Annotated in this window: 9 protein-coding genes; 5 read left to right on the top strand and 4 right to left on the bottom strand. The window is 71.3% G+C overall.

Annotation, left to right across the window (positions count from 1 at the left end):
• From AB4880_RS05000 to AB4880_RS04990, 3 genes are all read left to right on the top strand, one after another.
• The coding region (locus AB4880_RS05000; protein WP_367918102.1) for an acyl-CoA dehydrogenase family protein at positions 1-685 on the top strand (685 nt) is incomplete at its 5' end.
• Positions 682-2,184 carry an AMP-binding protein gene (locus tag AB4880_RS04995; protein WP_367918101.1) on the top strand — a complete coding sequence of 501 codons (1,503 nt, stop codon included), beginning with the start codon at positions 682-684 and terminating at the stop codon, positions 2,182-2,184. The genes AB4880_RS05000 and AB4880_RS04995, both read left to right, overlap by 4 nt.
• Positions 2,185-2,230: 46 nt before the next feature.
• Positions 2,231-3,112 (top strand): DUF222 domain-containing protein, encoded by an 882-nt coding sequence (locus tag AB4880_RS04990; protein WP_367918100.1) that lies wholly within the window; start codon positions 2,231-2,233, stop codon positions 3,110-3,112.
• A gap of 87 nt (positions 3,113-3,199) precedes the next feature.
• On the opposite strand, the gene AB4880_RS04985 is transcribed toward AB4880_RS04990, so the two are convergent.
• From AB4880_RS04985 to AB4880_RS04975, 3 genes are read right to left on the bottom strand one after another with little or no spacing between them, the layout of a single operon-like run.
• Entirely contained in the window at positions 3,200-3,853 is a 654-nt protein-coding gene (locus AB4880_RS04985; RefSeq protein ID WP_367918099.1) for an SDR family oxidoreductase, read from the bottom strand.
• A 23-nt stretch (positions 3,854-3,876) separates the two neighbouring features.
• Positions 3,877-4,983 (bottom strand): NAD(P)H-dependent flavin oxidoreductase, encoded by a 1,107-nt coding sequence (locus tag AB4880_RS04980; RefSeq protein ID WP_367918098.1) that lies wholly within the window; start codon positions 4,981-4,983, stop codon positions 3,877-3,879.
• Positions 4,983-6,617 (bottom strand): acyl-CoA synthetase, encoded by a 1,635-nt coding sequence (locus AB4880_RS04975; RefSeq protein ID WP_367918097.1) that lies wholly within the window; start codon positions 6,615-6,617, stop codon positions 4,983-4,985. The genes AB4880_RS04980 and AB4880_RS04975 overlap by 1 nt, the downstream gene beginning before the upstream one ends.
• A 47-nt stretch (positions 6,618-6,664) precedes the next feature.
• Here AB4880_RS04975 and AB4880_RS04970 point away from each other — a divergent pair, with 47 nt between their 5' ends.
• Positions 6,665-7,477, top strand: a complete 813-nt coding sequence (locus AB4880_RS04970) for a crotonase/enoyl-CoA hydratase family protein (RefSeq protein ID WP_367918096.1) — start codon at positions 6,665-6,667, stop codon at positions 7,475-7,477.
• A 2-nt stretch (positions 7,478-7,479) separates the two neighbouring features.
• Here AB4880_RS04970 and AB4880_RS04965 read toward each other — a convergent pair whose 3' ends face one another.
• Positions 7,480-8,094: an HAD family hydrolase gene (locus AB4880_RS04965; RefSeq protein ID WP_367918095.1), complete on the bottom strand. Its 615-nt coding sequence runs from the start codon at positions 8,092-8,094 to the stop codon at positions 7,480-7,482.
• 187 nt (positions 8,095-8,281) lie between these two features.
• On the opposite strand from AB4880_RS04965, the gene AB4880_RS04960 reads away from it, so the two are divergent.
• On the top strand, positions 8,282-12,028 hold the full coding sequence (locus tag AB4880_RS04960; protein WP_367918094.1) for a hypothetical protein: 3,747 nt from the start codon (positions 8,282-8,284) through the stop codon (positions 12,026-12,028).
• Positions 12,029-12,030 lie beyond the last annotated feature (2 nt).

The raw sequence follows: 12,030 nt of genomic DNA, 5'->3' as shown, positions 1-12,030 counted from the left end.
GCCCGCCTCCCCGACGGTGACCGCGGACGCCGACGGCGTCCTCACCGGCGTCAAGACGCTGGTCCGCGCGGGCATGGCGGCCGACGCGCTGCTCGTCACCGCGACCGGCCCATCGGGCGCGGGCGTCTACCTGGTCGAGGTCGACGCGGACGGCGTCGAGCGGGTCGTCCAGAAGACCAGCGACGGCGACGTCGCCGCCCTGATCACGCTCTCCGGCGCGCCGGGCACGCTGGTCGGCGGCGCCGACACGGCGGCGCGGCTCGGCCAGCTCCTCGTCGCGCTCGCCGCGGCGGAGCAGCTGGGCGTGACCGAGGGCGCGCTGCGGCTGACCGCGGAGTACGCGAAGACCCGCGAGCAGTTCGGCCGCCCGATCGGCACCTTCCAGGCCGTCTCGCAGCGGCTCGCCGACGGCTTCATCGACGTCCTCGGCCAGCGCCTGACGCTGTGGCAGGCGATGTGGAGGCTCGACGAGGGCCTGCCGGCCGCGACCGAGGTCGCCACCGCCAAGCTGTGGGCGGCGGACGCCGGCCACCGGATCGCGCACACCACCGTGCACGTCCACGGCGGCGTCGGCATCGACCTCGACGGCGAGGCGCACCGCTACTTCACCAGCGGCAAGCGGTTCGAGTTCCTCTTCGGGGGCGCGACCGAGCAGGCGCTGGCGATCGGCCGCTCCTTCGCATGACCGTCCGGAACCTGCTTCTCGCCCGCGCGGACGACGACCGACCGGCGCTGCGCTGGCGGGAGGCAGGTTCGGTCCGTGAGCTGTCGTGGCGCGAGTACGTCGCCGCGGCCGCTCGCCTGGCCACCCGGCTCGAGGAGCGTCTCGACGCCGACCGGCCGCCACACGTCGGCGTCCTGCTGCCGAACGGGCCGGCATTCGCACTGCATCTCGCGGCAGCAGGGCTGGGCGGCCACGTCCTGGTCGGGCTGAACTCCACCCGTCGGGGCGAGGCGCTCGCCGCGGACGTCGCCAAGGCGGACTGCCAGGTCGTCGTCGACTCCCCCGACCTGGCGCTCGGCTGTCTCACCGGCGCCGAGGACGTCCTGCCGGCCGCGGCGCCGACGCCGGAGTCGCTCTTCATGCTCATCTTCACCAGCGGCACGAGCGGCTCGCCCAAGGCGGTCCGCGTCACCCACGAGAAGATCACCGGCCCCGGCACGCATCTGGTCGGCCGGCTCGGCCTGACCTCCGCCGACGTGCACTACGTGTCGATGCCGATGTTCCACTCCAACGCGGTGATGGCGGGATGGGCGCCGGCGCTGACCACCGGCGCGACGTTCGCGGTCGCGGGCTTCTCCGCGCGCGGCTTCCTGCCCGACGTGCGCGACTTCGGGGCGACGTACGCGAACTACGTGGGCAAGCCCCTCACCTACGTCCTCGCCACGCCCGAGCAGGACGACGACGCGGACAACCCGCTGCGGCTGGTGTTCGGCAACGAGGCCAACGAGGCCGACATCGCGGCCTTCGCCGAGCGCTTCGGCTGCGAGGTGATCGACTCGTACTCCTCCACCGAGAACGCCGTCATCGTGCAACGCCGCCCGGACATGCCCCGCGGCGCGCTCGGCATGCCCCTGCCCGGCGTCGCGGTGCTGTCACCCGAGACCTCCGCGCCCACCGCCGACGCCGTCTTCGACGCGGCCGGCCGCCTGACCAACCCCGACGAGGCGATCGGCGAGCTGGTCAACACCACCGGCGCCGGCGCCTTCGCCGGCTACTACCGCGACGAGGCCGCCGAGGCGGAGCGGATGCGCGGCGGCAGGTACTGGTCCGGCGACCTCGCCTACCGCGACGCCGCCGGCTGGGTCTACTTCGCCGGCCGCTCGGGCGAGTGGCTGCGCGTCGACGGCGAGAACCTCGCGGCCGCGCCGATCGAGCGGATCCTGCTGCGGCACCCGGCGATCGGCGAGGCCGCCGTGTACGCCGTACCGGATGCGAAGGTCGGCGACCAGGTGGCGTGTGCGCTCATCCTGCGCGCCCCGCTCACTCCGGCCGCGCTCGAGAGCTTCCTCGCCGAGCAGTCGGACCTCTCGGCGAAGGCGTGGCCGCGCTACGTGCGAGTTGTGGACGCGTTGCCGCGCACCGCGACGAACAAGGTGGTCAAGCGGGAGCTCGCTGCCGAGGGCGTGCCTGCGGGGGACGGCGTGTGGGTGCGCGAGGAGCGCGGGACGTCGTACGACTGAGGCAGCGGCCGCGGGGTTGTGTCGGACCCACCTGTTCAATGAGGTCATGGTCACCGATCGGGCGGTGGCGGGCCTGACCACAAGCGAGATCCTCGAGTTCGTCGAGGGTCAGCACGCCGCGCGCCTGGATGTCGAGCGGAACATTCTCGAAGCCGCCTACCGGTGGGCGTTGCTCCACCAGCCCGAGCGCGGCGGCCGGGGCCTGCCAACCGGCGGCGCGGGCACTCCACTCGTGTCCGAATACGCCAGGGCGACGCTGGGCGCCCGGATCCAGACCAGCCCGTTCGGGGCGCGCAGGCTCATGGCAGACGCCGCTGACCTGGTCGTGCGGCTCCCGCAGCTGTGGGCCGGCATCGACGCCGGCACCACCCGGGTGTCCCATGCCCGCCACGTCGCGGCGGCGACGCGTGAGCTCAGCGCGGAGCAGACCGCCTGGGTCGACGCCGAGGTCGCCGAGGTGGCCGACGGCCGGTTGGCGTGGGCGAGGTTCGAGGCGCTCGTCGAGGGCAAGGTCGCCGCCGCCGGTCCCGAGCTCGCCCGGGCCCGGGAGGAGGCAGCTGCGCGAGAGCGCTGCGCCCGCATGTCCAGGGTCAACAAACACGGCATGGCCACCTTCATCGTGCACGCCGACGCGGCCACCATCGCGGGGATCGACGCCGCCGTGACTGCGATGTCCGCGACGCTCGCCGACGCGATGCCCGATTCCTGTGTCAACGATCGCCGGGTCGTCGCCATCGCACGGTTGGCCAACCCGGCCCACCATCTCCACGGTCAGGCGTCACCGGTGACGCCGAAGGTGAAGCTCTACCTCCACCTCTACGCCGACTCGCCCATCCCGCACCCACCACCGGATCAAGACCCACGACCGCGAGAACGGAACCGGCTGGCAGGTCGGACATCCGTTCCCCGGGATCGTGATCTGGCGTGATCCCTACGGGGCCTTCTACCTGGTCGACCCCACCGGCACGAGACGCATCACCGGCACGCCCAGTGACCGGTCTTCGGTGCCCGCGGCTCAGGCCGTGTAGGCGATCTCGCTCTGCCAGGCCGACTCGTCCTGATCGGCCGCCGCGCGCAGCGCCCGTGCGACGTTGTCGGGCGCGAACGCGCCCTCCTTGGCCAGCATCCCGCGCACCGTCACCGACACCGCGCGGATGCCGTCGCCCTTGAGCGTGTTGTCGATGCTGCGGACCAGGTTCTGCAGGCCCGCCTTCTGGACGCCGAGTGACGCGGCGCCGAACCACGGGGTGTCGGCGGCCATGCTGCCGGTGGCGGTGATCCGGCCGCCCGGCCCCATGAAGGGGCGGGCGGCCTGGACGAGGGTGAGGAGGGCGCCGACGCCGAGGCGGACGTCGTCGAGGAGCTCGTCGGGGGTGAGGCTGAGCGGGTCCTTCTCGCGGTACGCCGACGGGTTGAAGTGGACGACGTCGAGGTGGCCGGCCTCCTCGGCGAGGCGGGTGACCGCCGTCCGGGTGGCGGCGTCGTCGGTCAGGTCGACGACCGCGGTCGCGGCCGCCGCGCCGAGCGACTCGACGGACGAGCGCAGCGCCTCCAGGACGCCGTCCTCGGCGCCGAGCAGGCACACCCGGCCGCCCTCGCTCGCGTAGAGGCGGGCGAGCGAGCCGCTCACCCCGGGGCCGGCGCCGGCGATCAGGACGTTGCGCGTCATGGCGCCAGCCTAGGGGTGGCGGGTCAGACTCCGGCGATGCCGTCCAGCTTCTTCACCGTCGCCTCGAACTCCGCGACCAGGTCGGCCACGACCTCGGCAACGGGCCGCACCTCGTTCATCCGGCCGACGATCTGCCCGATCGGCATCGAGATGACGTCGGGGTCGCCGGAGGCGTTGATCCGGTTGTGGGCGTCGGCGACGAGGAGGTTCTGCAGCGGCATCGGGAGCGGGGCCGGAGCGCCCTCGTCCGACCAGGCCTCGGTCCACTTCGTCTTGAGCAGGCGCGCGGGCTTGCCGGTGTAGATGCGGGTCCGGACGGTGTCGGACGACGTCGCGCGCAGGAAGGCGGTCTCCCAGCCCTTGTTGCCCGCGAGGTTGCGGTACTCCTCGGTGCCGAGCCAGATCGAGCCGGTCCACACGCCCTGCGCGCCGAGCGCGAGCGAGGCCGCGATCTGGCGGCCCGAGCCGATGCCGCCGGCGCCGAGGACGGGGACGTCGGGTCCGACGGCGTCGACGATGTCGGGGGTCAGCACCATGCTGGCGATCTCGCCGGTGTGGCCGCCGGCCTCGTAGCCCTGCGCGATGATGATGTCGACGCCGTTGGCGACGTGGCTCAGCGCGTGCTTCGGGGCGCCGGCGAGCGCGGCGACCTTCAGGCCGGCCGCGTGGCACTGCTCGATGACGTCGACCGGCGGCGAGCCGAGCGCGTTGGCGATGAGCACCGGGCGGTGCTGGAGCGCGACGTCGACGTGCGAGCGGGCGACGGAGTGCAGCCAGCCGAGGACGCCCTCGCGGCCCTCGCCCTCCGGCAGCGGCGGGACGCCGAGCTTGAGCAGGGTCTCGTCGACGAACTTCCGGTGCTCCTCCGGGATGTACGACGACAGGTCGGCCGACGTGCCCTCGGTAGGGATCTTCATCGGCATCACGACGTCGACGCCGTACGGCTTGCCGTCGGTGTTCTCGTCCATCCAGGTCAGCACCCGGTCGAGCTCGTCGGTGTCGTTGAACCGGACGCAGCCCAGGACGCCGAGGCCGCCGGCGCGCGAGACCGCGGCCGCGACGTGCTCGGACGGGGTGAAGGCGAAGATCGGGTACTGGATCCCGAAGGCGTCGCAGAGTTCGGTTTGCATCAGGCGTTCGCTCCCTGGTTGTCGGTGCGTGCGGCGAGGGCCAGCTCCTTGGCCCGCGGGTACTGCGCCTTGCCGGTGGCGTTGCGCGGGATCTCCGGGACGATCGTCAGCGCGCGCGGCAGCTTGTAGCCGGAGAGGTGGGCACGCAGGAAGTCGCGGAGCTCGTCGAGCTCGACCGTCTCGCCCGGCCGGGCCTCGACGACGGCGGCCACGGTCTGGCCGTACTTCTCGTCGGGCAGGCCGACCACCAGGACGTCGTACACGCCGGGGTGGGCCTTGATCGCCTGCTCGACCTCCTCCGGGTAGACCTTCTCGCCGCCGGTGTTGATGCAGTTGGAGCCGCGGCCGAGCAGGGTGATCCGGTTGCCCTCCTCGATCCGGGCGTTGTCGCCGGGGATCGAGTAGCGGACGCCGTCGATCTCGATGAACGTCTTCGCCGACTTCTCGGGGTCCTTGTAGTAGCCGACCGGGACGTTGCCGGCGCGCGCGGTGCGGCCGACCCGGCCGACGTCCTTCGCCGGGTCGAGCGGGCGGTTGTCGTCGTCCAGGATCACCGTCGTGGGCGGGATCGAGACGACCGGGCCGTCGGTCGAGAGCGCGCTCGCGTCCTGCAGGCCGGTGCCCTGGAAGCCGGTCTCCGACGAGCCGACCGAGTCGGTGAAGACGGCGTTCGGGAACGCCTTCATCCAGCGCTCCTTGACCGACTTGGAGAAGATCGCGGCGCTGGACGCGATCGCGAACAGCGTCTGGCCGTCGAAGCCGCCGGCCTCGTAGGCGTCGATGAGCGGGACGGCCATCGCGTCGCCGGTCATGAAGAGCATCTGGACGCCGTGCCGGTCGACGAGCTCCCAGGTGCGGACCGGGTCGAACTTCGGCTCGAGGATGGTGACCTGGCCGGCGAAGAGGTGCATGAGCAGCGAGGCCTGGGCGCCGCCGTGCATGAGCGGGCTGAGCGGCAGCGTGACCAGGCTGTCCTGGAGCGCCTTCTTCGACTGGTCGTACTCCTCCAGCGGCTCGGCCGTCATGAAGTCGATGCCGCCGCCGAGGACCCGCCAGAAGTCCTCGTGGCGCCACATGACGCCCTTGGGGAAGCCGGTCGTGCCGCCGGTGTAGATGATGTGAATGTCGTCGGGGCTCCGCTCGCCGAAGTCGCGGACGTCGGACTGCCCGGCCAGGGCCTGCTCCAGCGTGACGCCGCCGAAGGGTGCGAGGTCGCTGGCGTCGTCGGGCTCGAGCGGGTTCGGCACCGCGACGATCGTCCTCATCGCCGGGAACTTCGGCGCCACCTCGGCGACGAGTGGCGCGTAGACCCGGTCGTGCACCAGGCCGACCAGGTCGGCGTTGTCGAAGAGGTACTCCAGCTCGCCGGTCACGTAGCGGTAGTTGACGTTGATCGCGACCGCGCGGACCTTGAGGATCGCGATCAGGGCGATGACGTGCTCGATGCTGTTCTTGGCGTAGAGGCCGACGTGGTCGCCGGTCCCGATCCCCTGGGCCTGCAGGTAGTGCGCGAAGCGGTTGGCCTCGGCCTCCAGCTCGGCGAAGGAGATGACGCGCTCGCCCACCTGGACGGCGGGCTTCTCGGGGACGGCGTCGACGGCGTGCTCGAAGAGATCGGCGATGTTCAGGGCCACGGGGCCGACACTAGAACACGTTTCACTTTTTCGCTAGCGTGGTTCACATGTCCAGCACAGATGTTGCCGCCGACCGCGGACCCGACTGCCTCGTCGAGCAGGACGGCCACAAGCTGATCGTCACCATGAACCGCCCGGAGCGCCGCAACGCGCTGTCCGGCCCGATGCTGCGGATCATGGAGGCCGCCTGGGACCGGGTGAACGAGGACCCGGAGATCCGGGTCTGCATCCTCACCGGCGCTGGCGGCTACTTCTGCGCCGGCATGGACCTCAAGGCCGCCGACGAGAAGCCGCCGTCGGAGAGCTTCGAGTCCGGCGCCTACGACCCGACCGTCATCAAGGGCCTGCTCAAGGGCTTCCGCCTCACCAAGCCGCTCATCGCCGCGGTCGAGGGCCCGGCCATCGCCGGCGGCACCGAGATCCTCCAGGGCACGGACATCCGCGTCGCGGGCGAGTCGGCGAAGTTCGGCGTCGCCGAGGCACGCTGGTCGCTGTACCCGATGGGCGGCTCCGCCGTCCGCCTCCCCCGCCAGATCCCCTACACCGTCGCCGCGGAGCTGCTCCTCACCGGCCGCACGCTCGGGGCGCCCGAGGCCAAGGAGCTCGGCCTGATCGGGCACGTCGTACCGGACGGATCAGCGCTGGCGAAGGCCCACGAGATCGCGGACCAGATCGCGGCCAACGGCCCGCTCGCCGTCCAGGCGATCCTCAAGACGATGCGCGACTCGGAGGGCAAGCACGAGGAGGAGTGCTGGGCCGACGACGCGAAGATCGGCGCCGCGGTGTTCTCCTCCGACGACGCCAAGGAGGGCCCGCGGGCGTTCCTGGAGAAGCGCAAGCCGGCCTTCCAGGGGCGCTGAGCTCAGCCCGCCGCGAGGTGGGCGTCGAGCCAGGCGGGGAACTGCCCGAGGTCGTCGAGGACGACGTGCGTGCCGGCCTCGCGCAGCTCGGCTGCCGTGCAGCCGCCGGTGAGCACCGAGACGCTGGTGACGCCGGCGGCGAGCGCGCCCTCGACGTCGTGGACGTGGTCGCCGACGTAGATCGACGCCCCCTCGCGCCGCAGCACGTCGGCCTTGCCGACACCCCAGACCCACCCCTCGAGCAGGTCGACGTCGAGGCCGGTGTGGTCTACGTGCAACTGGGCGTTGGCGGCGTACTTGCCGGTGACCACGAGCACCCGCCCGCCGTGCCGTCGTACGGCGGCGATGGCGTCGTGCGCGCCCGGCAGCACCGGGACGCTGGTGATCGCGTGGTCGGGGTAGAGCGCGCGGAACCGGTCGCCGGCCGCCGGGATCCGCTCCGCGGGCAGGTAGGGCTCGAGGAGCAGGTCGAGCGGCGGCCCGAGCCGGCGGGTCATCTCCTCGACCGGGAACTCGACACCCATCTCCCCGCCGAGCGCGGCCAGCACGTCGCGGAACCCGGGCGCGGTGTCGATGAGGGTCATGTCGAGGTCGAACCCGACGACGAGATCCGGCATGGCACCACCGTAGCCAGGCGACTGGGACGGCCGGACGCCGAAGGTTAAGAGTTGGCGTTTTTCCAGCGCCCGCCCGCCGCTGCCCGACATGGTGGGCAACGCACTCCTGCTCTGCTCCCTACCCCTCATTGGCAGGTGACTCCCAGTGCGTCCTCGGATCCTTTGTGCTGCCCTCTCGGTGATGGCGATGTTCGCCGTTCTCGTCAGTCCCTCCGCCGCCCAGGCGGAGCCGGACACACCCGCTCCCCCCGGGGCGTCCTCGACGGTCCGGTGCGACTCGCCGCCGGACACCGACGGCGCGACCCCGGAGAACCGCGACCGGTTCGTCGGCCTGTGGTCGGCCCGGTTCACGGACAACGCGTGGCGCAAGCACTTCATCACGCTCACCCAGGTCCCAGCCGACATCCGTGCCGAGGGCTTCCACGCGCTCCCCCAGCCGACCCAGCTCTGGCTCAGCGCCTGCCTGGTCGACGACCTGCTCGCGACCGTCGACGCGAAGCCGTCGGCGCAGGACCGCGAGAAGTACCTCACCGGCGTCGCGATGATCATCTTCGGCAAGAAGGGCACCGAGAAGGTGCGCGACGAGCTGAACGCGCCGGCACCGCCCGCACCCGCGGACACGCCGCCCGTCAAGCGCGACCTCACCGGTCAGCAGCTCGACGCGATGACCGACGACCTCGCGCAGGCGCCCAGCCTGACCTCCGCCCAGCAGCCGCGTACGGTGGTCGCCGCGCCCACCGCGCAGACCACCACGAAGATCAACGCGGGCCTGCCGTCGTCCTTCTCGCCGAAGCTCACCTCGCTGCCGCTCGTGCCGCAGGTGCTGGCCGCGCTGAACGACGTCCTCACCGAGGTCGGCAAGGTGCAGGACCGGCTGTTCACGCTGCCGGTCGTCAACATCCTCGCGCCGCTCTTCTACAAGATCTGCGCCGAGTCGCCCACGATGGACCTCGCGTGCAGCGTGTCCGTCCCGGTCGGCGTCCCGGTCCCGGCCGACGTCGACGGCGACCACCTGCCCGACGTCACTGCGCAGCTCGCGCCGACCACCACCCTGCTCGACGTGGGCGCCAAGTTCACCGTGCAGCGGCTCAACAACGCGGGCAACCTGCCGGCGCACGTGTTCGCCGTCTACGACACCCCCGTCGTGAAGAAGCGGATCACGGTCGGCATCGACGGCCGCGCCTCCACCCTGGGCCGCAGCAGCATCGTGCAGGTCACGCTGAAGAACCTGATCGCCGCGCTCGGCGGTGACATCCAGCTCGCCGCGAGCGTCACCACGCACCACCCGGGCGCCACCCAGGCACTCACCTTCGCAGTGAAGTCGCTCGTCGGCGGCAAGTCCGGCGTCCCCGCGACCGAGGCGGACCCGCTGACCGGATCGGTCCAGCTGAGCCCGTTCCCGTCGACCTTCCAGGTCGGCGCGCGGATGACCCACGGCAGCACCAAGAGCCACGACACGATCAACGTCTCGACGCCCGACCCGACGCGGGTGGACGCGGTCATCGACCAGTCCGTCAGCCCGGCCGTCGGCGTGAAGGCCAGCAAGCGCCGGTTCACCGCGACCGTCGACAAGCTGCCGACCGACGTCCAGATCGACCTCGACCGCCAGGGCAAGCACCAGAGCATCGTCTACACGGCGAAGGACGAGATCGGCCTGGTCGAGGCGACCGACACCACCACGCCCGACCTGACCAAGCCCGGCGAGACCGATCACTCGGTCTACCAGGCGTACGGCGTCCCGAAGGAGATGCGCGTCGACCTGGAAGGCAAGGTCATCCACTACGAGTCCGACGACACCATCGACAAGGTGTACGCCGGCGTCGAGCGGATGGGCGGCGACAAGATCACGGCCGAGGTGCGCGACATCCCGGACGAGGCGACCGTCACCTTCGACGGCAAGGCGGCCACGCTCGACTGGGACGCCTCCGCCCCGATCACCAGCGCCTCCGCGACCGCCCACCTCACCGGCGACACGCTCGGCATGCTCGACCCGAAGCGCGACTTCGACGCGGGCCTGACGATCACGTCGATCCCCGCCAAGTGGAACGCCAGCTGGGCCGACGGCAACGTGCTCTTCGACGCCCCCGAGGGCGGCATCGGCGCGATCACCGCGAATGTCACCAACCACAAGGACTACGACACCCTTCCCGGCGACCACCTCGCCGCGTCGTACGACGACGTGAGCGGCGACCTCGACGCGAGCCTGCAGATCAGCAACCTGCGCCACGTCGAGTTCACCAAGGTGGCCGACACCGGCACCGGCGGCGGCTTCGACGTCACCACGGACATGGGTGACCACGGCGCCTTCGGCTTCGCCGGCAGCATCCACACCACGAAGGGCGACCTCGAGGCGTCCGGCAGCTTCACCAACCTGCCGGCGAAGGTCACCCTGCACAGCGACGGCGGCCACATCACCTACACCGGCGACTCCAACCCCGACGCGACGATCTCGGTCGCCGCGGGCAAGAAGGCCGCGCTCGACACGGTTCCGGAGCCGCCGAAGGTCCATGGCGTCTCCGTCCGCGACGGCGCGGTCGGCGACGACAAGGCGGTGCGGGCCAAGGTCTACCTGACCGGGCTGCCCTCCGGCCTCGACCTCGACACGGTCAAGGGCGTCTACACGATGACCGGCTACCGCCCGAGCGTCGACAAGCTGGTCGTCGACGCGGTCCTGACCGCGCTGGCGCCGAAGCCGCTCAGCCTGCAGCTGCAGCAGGGCGTGCCGGTCGTCGACCCGGTCGACCTCACCTTCGGTCCGATCACCACGACGACCGCGGCGGACGGCAGCCACACGATCGCGCTGGACTACACGACGAGCCAGCCCCTCGGCCAGCTCACGGCCAACGCGACGTACGACACCGACGAGGCGCAGCTCGACATCAGCGCCATCCCCGCGAAGATCCACGTGGATGCCGCGTTCGGCGCCGACACCAAGACCGTCGGCATCGACATGAGCCAGGGCATCAGCGACATCACCGCCGCCTACAAGCACGTCGGTGACGCCGACTACGCCGCCTCGGTGCACCTGCACGACGTGCCGAAGACGGTCGACATCACCATCGGCAAGGCGTCGTCCGACGACGGCGAGACCGCCGTGGACGCGCCGGTGTTCACCCTGGAGACCGACGCGGCCGGGCTCGACATCGAGGCCTTCGCCTCGGCCCGGATCACCGACCCGGTCGACGCCAACGCGGCCGTCGCCCTGAACGTCACCAACCTGGGCAAGAAGGTCACCGCCGCTCTCGACGGGACCCGCCTGCACGTGGTGTCGACGCCCAAGACCGACGCCTTCGCGATCCAGGCCGCCGGCCGGGTGAAGAAGGACGTCGACCTCGGCTGGGACGGCGGGATCCTGCAGAACTCCGGCACCCTCAACGCGGACCTGAAGATCAAGCGGGTCACGCTCGGCCTGACCGACTTCTCCGACGTGAACGTCCGGCTCGGCTTCACCACCGGCCTCGACGGGAGCTACGGGACGTTCACCTTCGGTCAGGACAGCAACCTGACCGTCGGCCTGGACGACCACTTCTCGGTCTACATCGACTGGCCCGACCCGCTCGGCTCGGACACCATCCCGCTGGTCAGCATCGACCGGCTGACGATCCCGTTCGGCAATGTGGCGCCGCGCTGGCACCTCAACCAGAACAGGTACGGCGAGATCTTCGACGTGGGGATCTTCGATCTGGAGCTCGCGAGCTGCGGTGTCCGCTTCAGCTCGCGCCCCGCGCCCGGGTTCACGACGGCGGGCAACACGTTCACCGTGGGTCAGCCCGCCAACGACGGGACGCACACGCCCGCCTGGCTGATCACGCCGGACATCAACCTGCTGGGGTTCTCGCTGCCGTCGTTCGGCCTCGACATCATCGCCTACTTCCTGTCACCGTACGGACACGGCATCGACGTCGACCCGCACTGCGACTGGTTCGACCTCTGATC

The organism is Nocardioides ginsengisoli (assembly GCF_039537225.1).
GTDB lineage: Bacteria > Actinomycetota > Actinomycetes > Propionibacteriales > Nocardioidaceae > Nocardioides > Nocardioides ginsengisoli.
The sequence above is the reverse complement of the archived record's forward strand: the minus strand, read 5'-3'. Positions and strand labels throughout refer to the sequence as shown.